At 62.4% G+C, this 18171-nt stretch carries 18 protein-coding genes and 1 pseudogene; 11 read left to right on the top strand and 8 right to left on the bottom strand.

From position 1 onward, the window contains the following. The first annotated feature begins 50 nt into the window (after positions 1–50). From rfaE1 to X756_RS164910, 4 genes are all read left to right on the top strand, one after another. On the top strand, positions 51–1544 hold the full coding sequence (gene rfaE1, locus X756_RS164895) for a D-glycero-beta-D-manno-heptose-7-phosphate kinase (RefSeq protein ID WP_023728204.1): 1494 nt from the start codon (positions 51–53) through the stop codon (positions 1542–1544). An 8-nt stretch (positions 1545–1552) separates the two neighbouring features. Next, on the top strand, positions 1553–2125 hold the full coding sequence (locus X756_RS164900) for an SIS domain-containing protein (RefSeq protein WP_023728203.1): 573 nt from the start codon (positions 1553–1555) through the stop codon (positions 2123–2125). Further along, positions 2118–2771 (top strand): HAD family hydrolase, encoded by a 654-nt coding sequence (locus tag X756_RS164905; RefSeq protein ID WP_023728202.1) that lies wholly within the window; start codon positions 2118–2120, stop codon positions 2769–2771. The genes X756_RS164900 and X756_RS164905 overlap by 8 nt, the downstream gene beginning before the upstream one ends. A 204-nt stretch (positions 2772–2975) precedes the next feature. Continuing rightward, a complete protein-coding gene (locus X756_RS164910; RefSeq protein ID WP_245264428.1) occupies positions 2976–3956 on the top strand; it encodes a phosphodiester glycosidase family protein in 981 nt (326 codons plus the stop codon). Positions 3957–4379: 423 nt separating this feature from the next. Here X756_RS164910 and X756_RS164920 read toward each other — a convergent pair whose 3' ends face one another. Then, positions 4380–4856: an Lrp/AsnC family transcriptional regulator gene (locus X756_RS164920; protein ID WP_023689719.1), complete on the bottom strand. Its 477-nt coding sequence runs from the start codon at positions 4854–4856 to the stop codon at positions 4380–4382. Positions 4857–5112: 256 nt separating this feature from the next. On the opposite strand from X756_RS164920, the gene trxB reads away from it, so the two are divergent. Both trxB and X756_RS164930 read left to right on the top strand, forming a co-directional pair. Next, entirely contained in the window at positions 5113–6087 is a 975-nt protein-coding gene (gene trxB, locus X756_RS164925; protein ID WP_023711176.1) for a thioredoxin-disulfide reductase, read from the top strand. An 80-nt stretch (positions 6088–6167) separates the two neighbouring features. After that, positions 6168–7064 (top strand): LysR family transcriptional regulator, encoded by an 897-nt coding sequence (locus X756_RS164930; protein WP_023671970.1) that lies wholly within the window; start codon positions 6168–6170, stop codon positions 7062–7064. Between the two features lie 21 nt (positions 7065–7085). On the opposite strand, the gene X756_RS164935 is transcribed toward X756_RS164930, so the two are convergent. The 3 genes and pseudogenes from X756_RS164935 to X756_RS164940 form a co-directional block, all read right to left on the bottom strand. Then, the gene (locus X756_RS164935) at positions 7086–7583 is read right to left on the bottom strand and encodes an isoprenylcysteine carboxylmethyltransferase family protein (protein ID WP_023689721.1); all 498 of its coding nucleotides are present in this window, start codon (positions 7581–7583) and stop codon (positions 7086–7088) included. A 725-nt stretch (positions 7584–8308) separates the two neighbouring features. Continuing rightward, positions 8309–10290 (bottom strand): annotated as a pseudogene (locus X756_RS1000000170495) (elongation factor G). Between the two features lie 243 nt (positions 10291–10533). Further along, positions 10534–11391 (bottom strand): alpha/beta hydrolase, encoded by an 858-nt coding sequence (locus tag X756_RS164940; RefSeq protein WP_023728199.1) that lies wholly within the window; start codon positions 11389–11391, stop codon positions 10534–10536. Positions 11392–11538: 147 nt separating this feature from the next. Between X756_RS164940 and X756_RS164945 the strand changes: the two genes are divergently transcribed. Both X756_RS164945 and X756_RS164950 read left to right on the top strand, forming a co-directional pair. Then, entirely contained in the window at positions 11539–12090 is a 552-nt protein-coding gene (locus X756_RS164945; protein ID WP_023728198.1) for an isoprenylcysteine carboxylmethyltransferase family protein, read from the top strand. A 48-nt stretch (positions 12091–12138) separates the two neighbouring features. Further along, a complete protein-coding gene (locus X756_RS164950; protein ID WP_023728197.1) occupies positions 12139–12534 on the top strand; it encodes a cupin domain-containing protein in 396 nt (131 codons plus the stop codon). 63 nt (positions 12535–12597) lie between these two features. Here the strand turns inward: X756_RS164950 and X756_RS164955 are convergent, their stop codons facing one another. Next, the gene (locus X756_RS164955; protein ID WP_023728196.1) at positions 12598–13800 is read right to left on the bottom strand and encodes a pyridoxal phosphate-dependent aminotransferase; all 1203 of its coding nucleotides are present in this window, start codon (positions 13798–13800) and stop codon (positions 12598–12600) included. 276 nt (positions 13801–14076) lie between these two features. On the opposite strand from X756_RS164955, the gene X756_RS164960 reads away from it, so the two are divergent. After that, positions 14077–14976, top strand: a complete 900-nt coding sequence (locus tag X756_RS164960; protein WP_023728195.1) for an EAL domain-containing protein — start codon at positions 14077–14079, stop codon at positions 14974–14976. After that, positions 14973–15833 carry an EAL domain-containing protein gene (locus tag X756_RS164965; protein WP_023728194.1) on the top strand — a complete coding sequence of 287 codons (861 nt, stop codon included), beginning with the start codon at positions 14973–14975 and terminating at the stop codon, positions 15831–15833. The genes X756_RS164960 and X756_RS164965 overlap by 4 nt, the downstream gene beginning before the upstream one ends. 100 nt (positions 15834–15933) lie before the next feature. On the opposite strand, the gene X756_RS164970 is transcribed toward X756_RS164965, so the two are convergent. Together X756_RS164970 and X756_RS164975 are read right to left on the bottom strand one after the other, a co-directional pair. Beyond that, positions 15934–16134 carry a hypothetical protein gene (locus X756_RS164970; RefSeq protein WP_023671961.1) on the bottom strand — a complete coding sequence of 67 codons (201 nt, stop codon included), beginning with the start codon at positions 16132–16134 and terminating at the stop codon, positions 15934–15936. Between the two features lie 234 nt (positions 16135–16368). Next, complete coding sequence (locus X756_RS164975; RefSeq protein WP_015316174.1) at positions 16369–16581, bottom strand: cold-shock protein; 213 nt, start codon at positions 16579–16581, stop codon at positions 16369–16371. A 298-nt stretch (positions 16582–16879) separates the two neighbouring features. Between X756_RS164975 and X756_RS164980 the strand changes: the two genes are divergently transcribed. Beyond that, positions 16880–17206 carry a hypothetical protein gene (locus X756_RS164980; RefSeq protein ID WP_023695754.1) on the top strand — a complete coding sequence of 109 codons (327 nt, stop codon included), beginning with the start codon at positions 16880–16882 and terminating at the stop codon, positions 17204–17206. Positions 17207–17368: 162 nt separating this feature from the next. On the opposite strand, the gene X756_RS164985 is transcribed toward X756_RS164980, so the two are convergent. Continuing rightward, complete coding sequence (locus X756_RS164985) at positions 17369–17950, bottom strand: methylated-DNA--[protein]-cysteine S-methyltransferase (protein ID WP_023695753.1); 582 nt, start codon at positions 17948–17950, stop codon at positions 17369–17371. Positions 17951–18171 lie beyond the last annotated feature (221 nt).

Genomic DNA, 18171 nt, shown 5'->3' with positions numbered 1-18171 from the left:
ACAATTTTCAGCGTGATTGAGGTCGGCCTTTCCCTCGCATTGCCAGTGACATGATAAAGCACAATCCGCCTTCGCCCGAACCTTTGCACCGCGCCATTGCCCGCTTTGGCGACGTTGCCGTGCTGGTGGTCGGCGACTTCATCCTCGACCGTTTCGTCAACGGCGTCATCGAGCGCATCTCGCCGGAAGCGCCGATCCCGGTGCTGCACGGGCGCGGCGAGACCTCGACGATGGGCGGCGCAGGCAACGTTGTCGCCAACATCGTCTCGCTGGGTGCCAGCGCTATTCCCATATCGGTGATCGGCACCGACGTGGCCGGCGACAATCTGGTGCGCATGCTGCGCGAACTCGGCGCCGATACGGCTGATATGGCGCAGGAGCGCGGTCGCATGACGTCGTCGAAGAGCCGCTTCAGCGCGCTCAATCAGCAGGTGCTGCGCTTCGATGAGGAAGAGATCAAGCCGCTCGACGACAAGGAACGGGCGGACCTGGTCCGGCATTTTCGCGCCGCACTCACGCGCGCCGACATCGTCATTCTGTCCGACTATGGCAAGGGCATCTTGCTCGACAGCGTCGCCGCCGACCTGATCGCCATCTGCCGCGAGGCGCGAAAACCGGTGCTGGTCGATCCCAAGGGCCGCGACTATGCGCGCTATGCCGGCGCGACCGCCATCACGCCCAACCGCAAGGAACTTGGCGAAGCTGTCGGTCGCCCGGTTTTCGCCGACGACGAGATCGTCGCGGCGGCACGCCAGCTGATTTCGGCACATGGCTTCGACTTCGTCGTCGCCACCCGCAGCGAAAAGGGCATGAGCGTCGTCGGCGCGGATGAGGCGCGCCACATCGCCACCCAGGCACGCGAAGTGTTCGACGTTTCGGGCGCCGGCGATACGGTAATCGCGAGCTTCGCGCTGGCTCTGGCCGCGGGCGCCGATCGCGTCATGGCCGCCTCCATCGCCAATGCCGCCGGCGGTGTGGTGGTGGGCAAACGCGGCACCGCGCGGCTGACCGTGGAGGAACTCACCGGCGCGCTGTTCCGCTCGCACGGCCCCACCGCCCACAAGGACGCCATCCTCGATGCCGCATCGGCCGCGCGCATGGTGGCGGCGTGGAAGGACGAGGGCCTGAGCGTCGGCTTCACCAATGGCTGCTTCGATATATTGCATGCCGGCCATGTCAGTCTTCTCCACGCGGCGCGCAGCCAGTGCGACCGGCTGGTGCTCGGCCTCAACAGCGATGCCTCGGTGCGTCGGCTGAAAGGCGCCGGGCGCCCGGTCAACGATCAGCATGATCGTGCCTGCGTGCTCGCCGCCCTGGCCTCGGTCGATGCGGTCGTGGTGTTCGAAGAGGATACGCCGCTGGCGCTGATCGAGGCGCTTCTGCCCGACATTCTGGTCAAGGGCGCCGACTACACGGTCGAAACCGTTGTCGGCGCCGATGTGGTGCAGAAGGCGGGCGGGCGCGTCGTCCTGGTCGACCTTGTCGCCGGCAAGAGCACCACCGGCACGATCGGCAAATTGCGCGCCGGCGGCGGTACCAACTGAGGGATTTCATGTCCGGACTGAATGACTATCTGGTCCGCTCGGCAGCCGCGATCACCGCGACAGTCGAGCGTGACCTGACCGCCGAGATGGAACGTGCTGTGAGTGCGGTCATCGCCGCGCTTTCCTCGGGCAAGGCGCTGCTGGTCTGCGGCAATGGCGGCTCGGCCAGCGACGCCATCCACATTGCCACCGAACTGGTCGGCCGCTTCCTTAAGGAGCGCAAGGCCTACAATGTGATTGCGCTGCCGGCCAACGCGGGCATGCTGACCGCCTGGGGCAATGACTATGGCTTCGACACCGTGTTTTCGCGCCAGGTCGAGGCGCATGGCGCGCCCGGCGGCGTGCTGCTTGCCATCTCGACCAGCGGCAATTCGCCGAGCATTCTGGCTGCCGCCGAACAGGCTCGGATGATGGGCATGACGGTGGTCAGCCTCACCGGCGACAGCGGTGGCAAACTCAAGCCGCTCACCGACATACTGCTCAACGTGCCCTCGACCTCGACGCCGATCATCCAGCAGGGACATCTCTGCCTCTACCACTATCTCTGCGAGGTGGTGGAAGACCGTCTGTCGAATGGCTGACACCGGGGCCTACGGTCCATACCCGCTGGCTGAGCCCGGCCTGTGGGTTGAGCGGGTGGGTTCGCGGGTGTTTCCAGCCAACGCGCCGGCGCTGTTCCTCGACCGCGACGGCACCATCAATGTCGACACCGGCTATCCCGACGATCCAGCCAAAATGGCGCTGCGCGACAGCATCGTGCCGGTCATCGCCGCCGCCAACCGGGGCAACATCCCGGTGGTCATCGTCACCAACCAGTCAGGCGTCGCGCGCGGCTATTTCGGCTGGAAGGAATTTGCCGCGGTCAACGGCCGGGTTCTCAAGCTGCTTGCCGCCGGCGATGCCTTCGTCGACATGGTTCTGGCCTGCGCGTACCACGAGGCGGGCAGCGGTCCGCTGGCGGTCGCCGACCATCCGATGCGCAAGCCCAATCCGGGCATGCTGCTACAGTCCCGGCAGCGCCTCGGCCTCGATCTCAAACGCTCGCTGATCGTCGGCGACAATCCCGCGGATATGCAGGCCGGACAACGTGCCGGCCTGCCGCGCGGCTGGCTGGTGGATGGCGAGGGAAGTAATGAGCCGGGCTTCGAGGTTCTGCCGCTGCGCAACCCCGATGATCTGGAAGGGCTTTTGAGGGCTGTCGAGTCGCTCGGATCGAGACTGATTTAGCTTTCCGGATCTGTTGCGACGCAATCTCAATGGGTTAGCTTGAGCTTTCACCGTTTCGCAGAAACGGCGAGCCGATCCATTTCTTTGCTTTGACGTATTCCCCAGGAAAGCACCACGCTCTTTTGCGGAAAAACTGCAGAGATCAGACATCATTCAAGCAAGAAATTTGCAGATGTCATTCCATCGAAGAACGAGGGGAATTCATTGAAGAAAGCAATCTCTGTTGCCGTTGTCTTGTTGATATTGGCTGTGCTTTCAGCCGTGGGGTATGTCTGGCAAAAACACGGCGTGTATGGGCTCAATGCACTTCTTCGCCGCGGCGGAAGCTACTGGATCGCCGTTGCACCCGACTATGCGCGTCTCTCGCCTGCCATGCAGCTTGCGTTGAAATCGGAAATTCCTGATGTGACCGCTGGAGCCAGCTCATGGAATGAAACCGAGCCTGGATTTCAGGTCAGAGAAATCCCCGTCATGGCGGGCGACCGTGAAATTGACCGGCTCTATCTCAACCGTTTCGATCCAGCTAAATTCCGTTTCGTTGCCCGTAACGAGCCCAGTGGTGCCAAGGACATCGACCAGTGGGAAGCGGCACTCAATCCACAAGGCACAGGCGGCACCGTTCTGATCGTCAATGGCAGTTATTTCGGACTGAAGGGCGAAGCCGACACGCCCTTTGTCAGCATGGGTGCGAGGCTCGGGCCGGATGAATACGATGCGAAGGCCGGCGCCTGGTTCGTGAATGCCTCCGGCACGCATGTGGTCGATCTCAATTCACGTGACTGGCGCGCAGTCACGGAGAATGCCGAAAACGCTATGGTTTCCTATCCATTGCTTGTCGGTGAGGACGGCCGCAACAATGTACGCGCCAAGAGCAACTGGTTGGCCAACCGCACCTTTATCGCGGAAGATCGTCAGGGCTGGATCATCGTCGGTTCGACCAAGGACGCTTTCTTCTCGCTGGACCGGCTAGCAAACTTCCTGTTGCAGACCGACCTCGATCTCAAGACGGCGCTAAACCTCGATGGCGGGCCTGTTGCCTGCCTCAGCGTCCGCTCCGGGAACTACCGGTTGAAACACTATGCCAAGTGGGAAGCCCAGGTCGCGGATGGCGACGTCTCACTGCTTCAAGCACCGCTAGATGTGCCCTGGGGATTGCCTGTTGTTCTCACGGTGGAGCGCAGGTAGCAGATCCTGCCCTTGGCAGGGTGGGTCAAAGTACTCCCGATTCCGTAGCTGAAACCGGATGGCATATTCAACCTTGGCCGCTCATGTTCCCGCAATCTGACCCGGAATACCCTACGATTTCGGCGCCAGAATTCGCTTTTTGGCTCATATTCGTCGTCAACATAATTGTGATCGGCGCGGCGTTTCTCGCGTCAAAAAACATTTTCCGTCTCAAATGGTTGCCGCATATCATCACATTCGTCTGGCTTGCTTGCTCACCTATTTTGCTAGCCTTTTTAGCTTTGCCGGAGATGTCCCCTGGTGAGAGCCCCGGCCCTGGCGACGGCTTCATTCTTTTGCCAGTTGTCGGAGAGGTAGCAGTGTGTCTGTTGGGGTATGTCTTGGTCGGCGTCGCACATGCTTTTTCGAAGTTAATCTCGCTTATCAGGCGCTGAACGCCACCAGCCCTTCGTCCTTGACGCGGCGGATGGTCAGCGCGGTGCGCACCGTGTCGACATTGGGGGCCGAGGCCAGTTCTTCAATGACGAAGGTCTGGAATGTGCCGAGATCGCTCGCCACGCAATGCAGCAGGAAGTCGGATTCGCCCGAGACCATCCAGGCGTCGCGCACGATCGGCCAGCCGCGAGTGCGCTCGGCGAAAGCTTTGAGCTCCGCGTCGGCTTGGTGATGCAGGCCGATCAGGCAGAAGGCGACGACATCCATGCCGAGCGCCGGCGCGTTGAGCAAGGCGCGATAGCCTCTGATGATGCCGGTTTCCTCCAGCCGCCGGACACGGCGCAGGCAGGGCGGGGCGGAAATGCCGACACGGCTCGACAGTTCGACATTGGTCATGCGCCCGTCGGCCTGAAGCTCGCGCAGAATCTTCCAGTCGATGGCGTCGAGGTCGGCTTTCAGGGGCATGGCGGTCTCGGCTTAGCGCAAGAATCTTTCGCGCTCTCGTCCTTAAACGACTTTTGTGTCGATGCCAGCCCTTTGGTCGGGCGATTTCGCAACCGTAACGAAAGCGGCCATTGCGCGAATAAGGCTGTAGGCCGAAGCTTTCCGGGGACGACGGCCTGATCGTCTTGCTGGTGTGGTTGGCAACCCTTACATTGCCAGCAACATTTCACGTCGTTTTCCAAGGCACACTCGATTGTCTGCCCCGCAGAGGCTTTAGATGACCACCAAGCACGCGCCTGTCCTTATCATCGGTTCCGGCCCGGCCGGCTATACCGCCGCAGTCTACGCCGCGCGCGCCATGCTCAAGCCGATGCTCGTAGCAGGCTTGCAGCAGGGCGGGCAGCTGATGATCACCACCGATGTCGAAAACTATCCGGGCTTCGCCGATCCGATCCAGGGCCCGTGGCTGATGGAGCAGATGCTGAAGCAGGCCGAGCATGTCGGCACCGATATCATCAACGACATCATCACCGAGGTTGACCTCAATGTGCGGCCGTTCCGCGCCACGGGCGATTCCGGCACCACCTACACGGCCGACGCGCTGATCATTGCCACCGGCGCGCAGGCGAAATGGCTGGGCATCCCCACCGAACAGACCTTCATGGGCTTCGGCGTGTCGGCCTGCGCCACCTGCGATGGTTTTTTCTATCGCGGCAAGGATGTCGCTGTCATCGGCGGCGGCAATTCGGCGGTGGAGGAGGCGCTCTATCTCTCCAATCTGGCGAAGAGCGTGACCGTCATCCACCGGCGCAACGATTTCCGCGCCGAGCGCATCCTGCGTGAGCGGCTGTTGAAAAAGGACAATGTCCGAGTCATCTGGGACACGATCGTCGACGAGATCACCGGCCGGCCCGGCAAGACGCCGCTGCCGCCTTCGGTCGAAGGGCTGAAGCTCAGAAATGCGGTGACCGGCGAGGTCAGCCATCTCCAGGTGGACGGCGTGTTCGTGGCGATCGGCCATGCGCCGGCGGTGGAATTGTTTGTCGGCAAGCTGAAGCAGAAGCCGAACGGCTATCTGTGGACGGCGCCGAATTCGACCCGCACGGACGTTCCCGGCGTGTTCGCCGCCGGTGACGTGACCGACGATATCTACCGTCAGGCGGTGACCGCCGCCGGGCTCGGCTGCATGGCCGCGCTCGAGGCGGAAAAATACCTGGCCGGCATCGAGGTGCACCGCGAAGCGGCGGAATAAAATCTATCAAGACGGCGTCGCAAGCCGTTCAAAAGCCTGATTTTTCATTCAGACGCCAAAAACAGAACGAGGGGAACTCAATGGCGTTGGACTGGGACAAGCTTCGCGTGTTTCACGCAGCGGCGGAGGCTGGGTCGTTTACCCATGCCGCCGAGACTTTGCACCTGTCGCAATCGGCGATTTCACGCCAGGTCAGCGCGCTCGAACATGATGTCGGGGTGCCGCTGTTCAATCGCCATGCCCGCGGCCTGGTGCTGACCGAGCAGGGCGAAATGCTGTTCCGCACGGCGCATGACGTGCTGATGAAGCTCGAGACCATCAAGTCGAAGCTGACCGAGGCCAAGGACCGTCCCTCAGGCGTGCTGAGGGTAACGACCACGGTCGGGCTCGGCGCCGGCTGGCTGACCGAGCGGGTGCAGGAATTCATCGAGCTCTATCCGGAAATCAGCCTGCAGCTGATCCTGGCCAATGAGGAACTCGACCTCACCATGCGCCAGGCCGACTGCGCGATACGGCTGCGCCAGCCGCAGCAGCCCGACCTTATCCAGCGCCGCCTGTTCACCGTGCATTTCCACCTCTATGCCTCGCCGTCCTATGTCGGCAAGCACGGCAAGCCGACCTCGGTCGCCGATCTGAAGAACCATCGCATCGTCACTTTCGGTGTGCCGGTGCCGTCGCATCTGTCGGAGCTGAACTGGCTGGAAACGATCGGCGATTTCGACGGTGGGCAAAGGGTGCCGACGCTGCAGATCAACGACATCTTGTCGATCAAGCGCGCCGTGCAGGGCGGCGCCGGCATCGCCATGCTGCCCGACTACGTGATCTCCAAGGAATCGGATTTGGTGCAGCTTTTGCCGGAGACCGAGGTGCCGTCCTTCGACACCTATTTCGCCTATCCCGATGCAATGAAGAACCAGGCCAAGCTGCACGTCTTCCGCGACTTCATCATCGCCAAAGCGCGCAGCTGGTCATTTTAACATGGCCTTGGGAGGTGCTGGTCACCCCCGCCACGGCGTCAGCCGTGGCAGCCAGCCGGGAACATTGCGGCGGTAGGTCTCGTATTCGCCACCGTAGCGGCGGGCGAGAGTCGGCTCCTCATAGAACCTGACGAAAGAGCCCATGACGATCGCGCCGATGGCGGCATAGGCAGCGACGCTCCAGCTTGAAAACAGCAACGCCTGGCCCAGGATGATCGACAGTACTGCGACATACATCGGGTTGCGGACATGGCGGTACACGCCGCCGATCACCAGTCTCTCGGTGGGCGCGACAGGCGCCGGCGTGCCGAGGCCTTCGAGCGCGAAGCGGGCAAAGGAATGGACGAGCAGGGCGATGGCCGCGACAATCAGGATGGAGCCGGCCGGCACGAAGCCGGGCACCGTCGACAGCGGCAGACGGTAGCGGTCCGTGAGCAGCCAGGGCACCAGCCCGGCGACGACACAAGGTGCGGCGATGAAGAAGACCGCGCTGCCGGCGATCGCCTGGGGTGTCCGCATGTCAGGTCTCCCTTCTTCCGGCCGACCCTTCCCATCCCGCTGCCGCAAAAATAAACGCCTGCTGCCCGATTCAACGTCATTCGGCTTTTTGCCCGCGAGCGCGAGAATCAGCCCGACTTGCGGTTCTGCGAAGGCAACAGCACGGTCGCGCCATTCATTTGGCAACTTTTCGTGGTCCTATGGCCCCTAGACATGGGTTAGACCACAGCCTATACCTTTTTGCATGCGTGTGTTGCAAAATAGATGCTTGTTTCTTGGGCATGAACAGCACATATATAGATCATCTCCTGGGTGCGTTCTCCTCCCATTAGCGCCCTCGAGTGTTCCCCTCTGGAGGTTAGCCTTAACAGGCACTTCCAATCAAACTCAGCCGGATCTTCATTGATCCGGCTTTTTTGTTTCCGGGCCTGCCGTAGCCAGCGAAAAATCGAGCAAAATCGCCGCGTAACAGTGACATGTAACCTCAGGTAACATGCCGCAGGCGCGATTCATCGTTTAAGCAGATCATAGGACGCGGTGTGGTTCGACCGGGAGATGGGGGCATCACTCGGAAGATCCGGGCTCAGGCGGCTACCGCGTCCGAACCTATTCGTCTGCCAGTGCCGTATGGCGCGGCGGATACGTGCGGCGGACCTGCCGTTTTCCTCCCAAGAAGACGGTCCGCAATAAGAGCGGCGTCCGGGTCATCCGGGCGCCGTTTTTTGTGCGGATCATCCTTCGGCCTGTCAGGCAGCCTTGCCGTTGGCGTTCATCGCCTCGTCGGCCAACCGACCGGTCAGCTCGGCCATGTGATCGAAGGCGCAACGATAGCTGGCGACGCCGGAGGTCGCCGAGCGCAGTTCGATGATCAGGTCGCCGATCTCGGCCTGCGGCATGGTCGCCTCCACGACATCCCATCCCGGCCAGTCAGGCCGCGCGTCGTAGCCAAGGATCTGGCCGCGCCGTTGCGGGATCAGCGCGATGATCTTCGAAGTGGCTTCGGACGGCGTGACGATCTCGACCTTCATGACCGGCTCGAGCAGCACCGGCGAGCAGGCCGCCATGCCTTCCTTCATGGCCAGCTTGGCCGCCATCTGGAAAGCCATGTCGGAGGAATCGACGGCGTGGTAGGAGCCGTCGGAGAGGTTGACGGCGACATCGACGACAGGGAAGCCGAGCGGGCCGGATTTCAGATAATCGCGCACGCCGGTTTCGACCGACTGGATGTAGGTCTTGGGCACGACGCCACCGGTGATGGTGTCCGAGAACTGAAAGCCGGAGCCGCGCGGCAGCGGCTTGATCTCGATCACCACATCGCCGAACTGGCCATGGCCGCCGGACTGCTTCTTGTGGCGGCCGCGCTGCTGCACCGTCTTTCGGATCGTCTCGCGATAGGGGACGGCAGGCGCATGGCCTTCGACCGGAATCTGATTCTTGCCTTCCAGCCGCTCGCGCACGACCCGCAGATGCATCTCGCCATGGCCGGACAGCACGGTCTCGGCCGAGTCCTGATTGTGGCGCAAAGTGAGCGAGGGATCTTCCTCGGCCAGGCGCTGGATGGCCGCCGACATTTTGACCTCGTCCTTGCGCTCCTTCGGCCGTAGCGCAAAGGCAAAGACCGGCTGCGGCGGCGTAAGCGTGACCAGCGGCTGGATACCGCCCTTCGTGGAACTCAACGTCTGGCCGGTCTTGACCTCGTCCAGCTTGCCCAACGCCACCGTGTCGCCGGCCTTGGCAGCGGTGAGCTTGGACTGGTCCTTGCCGAGCATCTTGTAGATGCCGGAGNCAGACGTGTGCTCTTCCGATCTGCGGTGTGGATGGTCTTCATCACCTGGACCACGGTGTGATTGCCGTCGGGGACGCCGAGCCGTTTGCGCGTCGCCTCGACATCAGGTGCATCATGGCGGATCGCCTTCAAAAGGCGCAGCACGCCGTTGCCTTTTTCGGCGGTGCCGATCAGCACCGGCGTCATGGCGCCGGCGCGCAGGTCGGCGGACAGATCGTCGAAGACCGCGTCTTTCGACGGCTCGATCTCCTCCAGCAACTGCTCCATCAACTGGTCGTCATGGTCGGCAAGCGTCTCCAGCATGGAGAAGCGAGCCTCCAGTTCGCGCGCCTTGTCGTCAGTTGGAATTTCGGCAACCTGGCTTTCGGCATATTCGCGGTAGATGTAGGCGCGCTCCAGCGCCAGGTCGATCGAACCGATCACCACATTGTCCTTGCGCAGCGGAATCTGGCGAAGCAACAGCGGCGCCGCGCTCGTCGGCTGCAGCATCTTCAGCGTATCGCGTACGCCGGCGATTGCCTTGTCGACCTTGTTGAGGAACAGGATGCGCGGCACGCCGAGATCGTCGAGCTTGCGCATGATGAGCTGCAAGGCTGGGATCTTCTTCTCGTCGGCCTCGGCGACGACCACCGCGAGATCGCAGGCTGCCAGCACCGGCTCGGCCTCGAAGGAGAATTCGATCGATCCGGGACAGTCGACGAAGGTGATCTGCTCGCCCATGAATTCGGTGGTGGCAAAGGTCGCCTCGACGCTCATGGCGTGCGCCCGCGCCTCGGGCGAATGATCGGAAACGGTGCTTCCCGATGAAACGGGATTTTGGCGGGGGATTGCGCCCGTACGGGCGAGGATGGCTTCGAGAAGTGTCGTCTTACCGCTTGCAAAGGGACCGACTATGGCAATGCATTTCGGTCCCGTGCGTCGTCCTCCGGCGCGAGTACCCATGGCTGACCTCCACTCAGGCTTGGCCCTTGGAGTGCGATCAGCAAAAGTGGAAACGGTTTTGCGCCGATCGCACCCTGTCGTGAGCGGCGGCCGGCCTGTTCGACCGTCGCGGGCGGGTTGTTTTCATTTAGCCACCTGCCCAACCCATCGTCCCACGGGTTAGCCGGCAGGGCAAGGAAAATAGAAATCGCGCCGCCGCCAGACGGACGGAGCGAGAGCCGGGGTCAGAACCGCCGGTAGATTTCAGCGGGCCTGGGTGCGGCGCGCCGGCCTGGCTGCGCTTTGCTTCACCACCGTCTCGGCGTAGCGCGACAGCAACGGGTTGAACAGGTCCGGACGTTCCCAGAAGGGCGCATGGCCGGCGCCTGGTATGACATGGCACTGTTCCCACAGCGAGCTGTAGGCGACGGTCTCGAAATAGCTCAGCCGCACCAGCGGATCATGCTCGCCATTGATCACCGCGACGGGGAACGGAGCGTGCTCGACCACCTGTTTCTGGTCGGCGCCCTTGCCCGCAAACATGGAGCGCGCCACGCCGGCGCGAAGCCGGCCGTCGGTGCGCCTGATGGCTTCGCGGAAAGACGGACTGGCGGTGTCGCCGTAGCACAGAGCCTCAAAACGCTCGATGTCGCGTTCGGAGTAGACCTTCTTGGAGGCGAGCAGCATGTCCCAGTTGGCGTGAAAGCCGCGCAGCATGCCAAGCGGCCCCCGCGACACCGGCGGCGCTCCGGCCAGCACCAGGCCGCTGACCGCATGGTGAAAGCTGGCCAGTTCGACCGCCACATGGCCGCCGAGCGACCAGCCGAAGATGATGGCGTGGCCGATGCCCAAAGCGTCGAGAAGCCGGGCTGTGGTCTGGGCAAGGCCGGTAATCGTATAGGCGGTCGCCGGGTCGCGGGCATCGGAGGACTCGCCGTGGCCGGGAAGGTCGAAGGCGATCAGCCGATGGGCGTCGGCAAGCGGGCTGTCGAACTGACGGGCAAACACGGCGCGCGAACTGCCCGAGCCATGGATCATGACGATGGGCATGCCGGACCCAGACGACTGGCTGAGGCGCAAGTCGGCCTGCGGCGTGCGGATGGTGCGGTGAGTGATGCTCATGCTGGATTAGACCTTGAGATTTGCCTGACCGCCAACATCGCATCGCTGGCTCTATATGTTCTTTAAACATGTGGTTAAGAAAGGATTTCTAAAGAGATAGCCGGCACGATCGCTGGCTCCATGGCAATCACGCGCGGAATCCCGACAATGGAACCAGTCCTTGATCTTCTTGTCTCGATCTGCAGCATCGCGACGGTTGGCCAATATGTCTGGTCGATGCGGGCGCATTTCCAATCGCAGGCGATGTCTGCAGGCGCCATGGTGATTTCGGCGGCGGTCATCGCCACGGCGCTGTTCTTTCTCGCCATCCTTTGGATCCAATCGCAGCCGGGTTCGGCAAAGCTCACCGGACTTGCCGTCGAACTGGCGAGCTCTGCCCTGTTCTGGTGGGCGATCGTCACGTCGCGCAAGGTGCGGCTGCGCTTCGTCTTCGCACCCGACGATCCGCACAGCCTGCTGACCCACGGCCCCTACGGCCATGTCCGCCACCCCTTCTATACGTCCTACATCGTCTTCTGGATCGGCTGGGGGATCGCGACCTGGTCGGTCTGGGCGTTGGTGCCGGTCGCCGGGATCGCTATCCTCTATGTGTTTGCGGCGCTGGACGAAGAGAAGAAATTTTCGCGCACGCCGCTGGCCGGAGCCTACGCGGACTATCGCGTACGTGCCGGCCTGTTCTGGCCCCGGCTGGGGTGGTAGCCGGCACCGGGGCAGGGTAGGTTCTGCCAAACTTAGGGATCACCAGAGATGAAGATCATTGCCTGCGGCAGCGTGCCGACCATCATCGCGCCGGAGAAGTATTTCACCGGCCGCGTGCTGCAGACGCCCATCATCGAGAAGGAAGCGCCGGCCCGGCTCAGAGCCACGCTGGTCACCTTCGAGCCCGGTGCGCGTACCCACTGGCACACGCATCCGCTCGGCCAAACGCTCTATGTCACCTCGGGCGCCGGCCTTGCGCAGACATGGGGCGGGCCGATCCAGGAGATCAAGGCGGGCGACGTGATCTCGTTCGAGCCGGGCGAGAAGCACTGGCACGGCGCGGGTCCAAAGACGACAATGACCCACGTCGCCATGCAGGAAGCATTGGACGGCGTCCATGCCGATTGGATGGAAGCGGTAACCTCGGACCAATATGGCGGCTGAGCGCATGGCGCCAACAATAACCCGGCGGTGGCGCCGGGTTATTGTTTTTCAGGACGGACGCGATCAGGTCAGCGATGCGGTGAAGCGCTGGATGCGGGTGCAGGCTTCCTCCAGCAGCGTCTCCGAGGTGGCATAGGAGATGCGGAAGTTGGGGCCGAGGCCGAAGGCCGAGCCGAACACCACTGCGACACCCTCGCCTTCGAGCAATTCGGAGCAGAAAGTCTCGTCGGTGTCGATTATCTTGCCGGCTTTGGTCTTCTTGCCAATCAGCTGGGCGCAGGACGGATAGACATAGAAGGCGCCTTCCGGCGACGGGCAGGTTATGCCGCGCGCCTGGTTGAGCATCGACACGACGAGGTCGCGACGGCCCTGAAAGATCGCCTTGTTCCTGGCGACGAAATCCTGCGGGCCGTTGAGCGCCTCGACCGAGGCCCATTGCGCGATGGTGCAGGCGCCCGAGGTCTGCTGGCCCTGGATCATGTCCATCGCCTTGATCAGCTGCACCGGACCCGCTGCATAGCCGATGCGCCAGCCGGTCATGGCATAGGCTTTCGAGACGCCGTTCATGGTCAGCGTGCGCTCGTAGAGTTTCGGCTCGACCTCGGCGATCGTCCTGAAGACGAAGTCGCCATAGGTCAGGTGCTCGTACATGTCGTCGGTCAGTGTCCAGACATGCGGATGCTTCAAGAGCACGTCGGCCAGCGCGCGCAGCTCGGCTTCCGTGTATGCGGCGCCGGACGGGTTCGACGGCGAGTTCATCAACAGCCATTTGGTCTTCGGCGTGATCGCCTCTTCCAGCACGGCGGGAGTGAGCTTGAAACCATTGTCGATCGAAGTATCGGCGAACACCGAGGTGCCGCCGCAGATCGCCACCATTTCGGGATAGCTGACCCAATAGGGGCGGGGGATGATGACCTCGTCGCCTGGGTTCAGCGTCGCCATGAAGGCGTTGAACAGGATCTGCTTGCCGCCGGTGCCGACAATGGTCTGCTCGGGCTTGTAGTCGAGATTGTTCTCGCGCTTGAATTTTTTCGCGATCGCCTCGCGCAGCGGCGCGATGCCCGAAACCGGCGGGTATTTGGTCTCGCCGCGGCGGATCGCCTCGATCGCCGCATTCTTGATGTTGTCGGGCGTGTCGAAATCCGGTTCGCCGGCGCCGAGGCCGATAATGTCGCGGCCGGCATTTTTCAGCTCGCGGGCTTTCTGCGTCACCGCGATGGTGGCGGAAGGCTTTACGCGGGCAAGGGCGTCGGCAAGAAAGGCCATGGCCAGATATCTCCAGAGGGGTCGGCGCAACCGCAAACAGCTGCGGCGCCTCTCATGTCGCATCGACCCGGCAAGTGCAAGCATTGTCGGATGAGCCAGGGTCAAGGACCCGTGGAGATCGGCTTTTTGGAGCGCGTGCATGACGGTTTCACTCTGCGTTGCGGGCTCTGCAATCGATAGGCTTATCCCCGGCAAGAATAAATTCATCAACGGCCGCTAAAACCTTTGACGGCAGGATCGCCAGCCATTTCGCCTGTCTCGCGGAGCGAGGGACCCTTGTCGCGCAGCACCGGGCTTGCCCACATCATCCGTCACGATGACGGCACCGCTTCAGGTGTCTGGGGTCCCTACACGCTGCAGAGCGCCTTTCAGCCGATCTTCGCCTTCAAGGACGGCAAGCTCTCGATCGCAGCGTTCGAGGGGCTGATCCGGCCGTTTCGTGACGGCGAGCCGCAATCGCCGATGAACTTCTTCCGCACCTGTCCGGCCGGCGACCGCCTGCATATCGAGGCGCTGACGCGCACGCTGCATTTGCTCAATGCCGGCGCCTGCCTGCCGCAAGAGGCTTCGATCTTCGTCAATTTCGATCCGTCGGTGTTTACCGAGCGCTCCATCGCCGACAACGCGTTGCGCGACATGCGGCTGGTGCTGCACGAAGCCGGGATCGATCCGCGCCGCATCGTGTGCGAGGTGACCGAGCAGAAGTCGGCGTCGCAGGAAACGCTCTACAGCTTTGTCGAGGCGCTGCGGGCCAATGGCTTTCGCATTGCCGTCGACGATTACGGCGCCGATGAATCCGACATCAACCGCATCAAGGAGCTCAAGCCCGACATCGTCAAATTCGATGCGCACTGGATCACGCAGCTCATGGAATCCGGCGCCGGCTTTGCCCTCTTGACTGCCATGGTGACGAACTTCGAACTACAGGGCATCCGCACGGTGTTTGAAGGCATCGAGGAAGGCTGGCAGCTTGAATTGGCCGAGAAATCCGGCGCATCGATGGTGCAGGGCTTCGTGCTGGCGAAGCCGGAACTGGCGCCGACCAGCTTTCGCGCTTTCGGCAAGGATGGGCAGCCATCTGTCGCGGCGGCCGAGCCTGGCAAGACGCCTGCCGGCCCGACTGCAGCGCCTCCGGCGCGGCCGGGCAGGGTGTTCGGGCGCAGGACCGGGCCATGACCGGGCAGCGCGAGAGGCGTCGCGATATCGGCGAAGCGATCTTTGCCGACGAGGTCGGCATCGAATACGGCGTCTACGGCGCGTTCCGGCTGAAGAGCGCCTACCAGCCGATCTTTGCGCCACGCGGCGGCGCGTTGGCCGCGGTTGCCGTCGAGGCGCTGATCGAACTGCAGCGCGCTTCCATGCCGGTTGCACCGGCCATGTTCTTCGACAGTGTTGCGCCGGGCGACCGCCTGTTTGTCGAGACGATGTGCCGGATGCTGCATCTGAAAAACTTCCGCAACATCGGCGTCGACGGGCTCGACCTGTTCTTCAATTACAACCCGATGATCAACGATCATCTCGGGCGGGCGCTGGCCGAGATCCGGCTGATGACGCGGCATCTCGGCGATCTCGACCTGCATGCCGCCATGCTGGTCTGCGAGATCACCGAACAGGCGGCCGACGATAATGTGCTGGCCCCGCTGGTGCGCGAGATGCGGCGCCACGGCATCCGCATCGCCATCGACGATTTCGGCACCGGCCACTCGACCGCGGAGCGGATGAGCCTGCTTCAACCGGATATTGTGAAGATCGACGGCGGCTGGTTCGCCGAATTCTGCCGCCACGCTGCCGCCGAGCGCTTCTTCCGGCCGCTCGTCTCGTCGCTGCACGATCGCGGCGCCAAGGTGCTGGTGGAAGGCATCGAGCAATCCGTGCATCTGCGCGTCGCGCTGGATGGCGGCGTCGACCTGCTACAGGGGTTCCATCTCGGCCGCCCGGCGCTGGCCGGCACGATCTTCAACCGGGAGCCGCTGTCGATCGAGGCGCTGCTTGGCGCCGACAACAAGGTGGTGCCGCTGCATCTGCGGCGCTGATTTGTGCTCGCGCTTGCCGCCGCTTCGCGGCTCGTTCCGGACCGGACGCCAACGGGCGCGATGCCCGGTTGGGCTTGCGGCCTTCGGCCGTAGCGCGCATTCAAAGAGGGCGAACTCGGCCCGCGTGAAGTTCAGCCAAAGCCTGCTCGGCAAACTTATCCAGCCGGCCAGCCTTGGCGTCCGCCTCGATCTGCATATCCCACACCTCTGCCTGATACGCTGCGAACCATTTGGTAAAGGCCTTTAGTTCTTTGGTGTTCAGGGCTGCGATGGATCTTTCAATCTGTTCGAGCTTGGTCATGGGGCGAAACTAGCATGGCCATCGTCCAATTCCAGACAAACAAACAAAAAGGCGGGATAAATCCCGCCTTCCCATTTTCGGTAGCCTGATCGGAGCTTTAAGTCCGGGCCGGCAGCTATCTGCTGATCCAGCTTGTCGGGTCTTTCTGCTCCAGCGCGCTTCTCGCGCGACCGTCAGTACATCCGTGACTTGCCGCGCGCCCCGAACTCTCGTCCGGCGCGCGCTATCGCAAAATCAGGCTGCCTTGCTCAGAGAACCAGCGGACGACTTGCCTGTGCGGCGGTCCTGCTCGATCTCGAAGTTGATTTTCTGGCCTTCGACCAGGGTCGACAGTCCAGCGCGCTCGACAGCGGAGATGTGAACGAAAACGTCCGCACCGCCCGAATCAGGCTGAATGAAGCCGAAGCCCTTGGTGGCATTGAACCACTTGACCGTACCAGTTGCCATATGAATAGTCCTCGCATTTGCTTTGGTTTGACCGAACCGAGGTTCAGCCGGTTTGTATCGAGATTTTGGAGATAGACGTCAGCAAACGCGAAGATCGCGAGGCCCGGATCGATCGGCCGAAATATCAATGGAGCTGATATAGGCGGGTTTCGCACCAAAAACAAGATGGCTCGAAAAATGGCGTTGCGGTGGCGCCGCCCAAAGGCCGCCCCAATCGCATGAAAGCGTCGAGCAATCGGGAAGATCGGGACGCCCGACGGCGTTAGTCCGGTTTTGGGAGACTGTCATGAAAACGGTTGTGAAAACCATTCTGCTTGCCGCCTGCCTGACGCTGGCGGCCGCCGAGGCGCAGGCGATCTCGCGCTACGACCCCACTCGTATGAGCTGCGACAGGGTGCAAGGCACGATCGCCCGCCAGGGCGCGGTCATCCTGCGCTATCAGTCCAGGCGCGTGCCGGGGCTGCCGCTCTTCGACCGCTATGTGCAGAGCCAGCAATTCTGCAATGTCGGCGAGGTCAGAAAGCGCGCCTATGTGCCGAGCGCCGATACCGAATCCTGCCCGGTCTATCTCTGCAAGCGGGTCGAGAACGACCATTTTCACCGCCGCTTCCTGCGCCGTCATTAGGCATATTGATATTCAGGTGAGGCCGGCCTGCGAACGATGGTCTTCTGCGCGTCCGGTGCCCACGTACATTAAGTACGCTCCGCTCCGGTTCTCGAAGACCATAGTTCTCGGTGCGGCCTGACCTGAATCTCAACATACCCAGCCGGCATACCATTCAAGCTCTTAGAACCCGAACGAGACCTGCGCCGCCGGCGGCGGGCCGACGCGCACGCCTTCCATGGCCAGCATCTTTTCCTTGGTGGCCGAGCCGCCGGGCGCCGAGAAGCCGCCGATCTTGCCGCCCGCGGCTAGAATCCGATGGCAGGGGATGACCAGCGGCACCGGGTTGGCGCCCAGCGCTGCCCCGGTTTCGCGCGGCAGGCCGGCTTGGCCGGCGCGCTTGGCCAGTTCGCCATAGGTGGTGGTTTCGCCGTAATGCAGTTTCCGCGCCGCGTCGTAGATGGCGAGACGGAAGTCGTCGACGCCGTCGAGATCGACCGGCACGCCGGAGAAATCGACGTCCTCGCCTGTGGCATACGCCTTGATCGAGGCGATCAGCTCGACCACCCATTGCGGCTGCCCAGTGTTCGCAGTCGTATTGGCGGCAGCACCGGCATGCCGCATCAGCCGGCGTTCCACCGCTTCGCGGCTCCTTTCGGGCAGGCAGAGCCGGATCAGGCCCTTTTCGCTCCAGGCGATGCCCATGAAGCCGATCACTGTTTCTAACACTGCGTGGCCGGCTGTGATCGAAGATGCCGTTTCCATGATGCGCTCCTTTCCGCAAAGTGGCGAAAACCGGGATACCGACCAATACATATGCAGAACAATATGGCATCTGAGCCCGGCTCTCGCCACCCGAAAACCACCAGATGGTCCCGATTGCCCACCAGGAATCGCTGGTGTAAGGACTTCTTAACAACCGACAAATCGGACCCGCGCGGCTTGCCAGCAAAATTCAACCTTTTCGCGATCTCTGTGATCGTCGG

The sequence above is a fragment of the Mesorhizobium sp. LNJC405B00 genome (assembly GCF_000502615.1).
Classification (GTDB): domain Bacteria; phylum Pseudomonadota; class Alphaproteobacteria; order Rhizobiales; family Rhizobiaceae; genus Mesorhizobium.
This window is presented reverse-complemented; position numbering and strand designations above follow the sequence as displayed.

Excerpts from the sequence above, each read along its gene's own strand:
- X756_RS164940 (WP_023728199.1), bottom strand. The coding sequence starts at position 11,391 with ATGAGCATCACTCACCGCACCATCCGCACGCCGCAGGCCGACTTGCGC.
- X756_RS164945 (WP_023728198.1), top strand. The coding sequence starts at position 11,539 with ATGGAACCAGTCCTTGATCTTCTTGTCTCGATCTGCAGCATCGCGACG.
- rfaE1 (WP_023728204.1), top strand. The coding sequence starts at position 51 with ATGATAAAGCACAATCCGCCTTCGCCCGAACCTTTGCACCGCGCCATT.
- X756_RS164900 (WP_023728203.1), top strand. The coding sequence starts at position 1,553 with ATGTCCGGACTGAATGACTATCTGGTCCGCTCGGCAGCCGCGATCACC.
- trxB (WP_023711176.1), top strand. The coding sequence starts at position 5,113 with ATGACCACCAAGCACGCGCCTGTCCTTATCATCGGTTCCGGCCCGGCC.
- X756_RS164935 (WP_023689721.1), bottom strand. The coding sequence starts at position 7,583 with ATGCGGACACCCCAGGCGATCGCCGGCAGCGCGGTCTTCTTCATCGCC.
- X756_RS164965 (WP_023728194.1), top strand. The coding sequence starts at position 14,973 with ATGACCGGGCAGCGCGAGAGGCGTCGCGATATCGGCGAAGCGATCTTT.
- X756_RS164955 (WP_023728196.1), bottom strand. The coding sequence starts at position 13,800 with ATGGCCTTTCTTGCCGACGCCCTTGCCCGCGTAAAGCCTTCCGCCACC.
- X756_RS164905 (WP_023728202.1), top strand. The coding sequence starts at position 2,118 with ATGGCTGACACCGGGGCCTACGGTCCATACCCGCTGGCTGAGCCCGGC.
- X756_RS164950 (WP_023728197.1), top strand. The coding sequence starts at position 12,139 with ATGAAGATCATTGCCTGCGGCAGCGTGCCGACCATCATCGCGCCGGAG.
- X756_RS164975 (WP_015316174.1), bottom strand. The coding sequence starts at position 16,581 with ATGGCAACTGGTACGGTCAAGTGGTTCAATGCCACCAAGGGCTTCGGC.
- X756_RS164930 (WP_023671970.1), top strand. The coding sequence starts at position 6,168 with ATGGCGTTGGACTGGGACAAGCTTCGCGTGTTTCACGCAGCGGCGGAG.
- X756_RS164970 (WP_023671961.1), bottom strand. The coding sequence starts at position 16,134 with ATGACCAAGCTCGAACAGATTGAAAGATCCATCGCAGCCCTGAACACC.
- X756_RS164985 (WP_023695753.1), bottom strand. The coding sequence starts at position 17,950 with ATGGAAACGGCATCTTCGATCACAGCCGGCCACGCAGTGTTAGAAACA.
- X756_RS164920 (WP_023689719.1), bottom strand. The coding sequence starts at position 4,856 with ATGCCCCTGAAAGCCGACCTCGACGCCATCGACTGGAAGATTCTGCGC.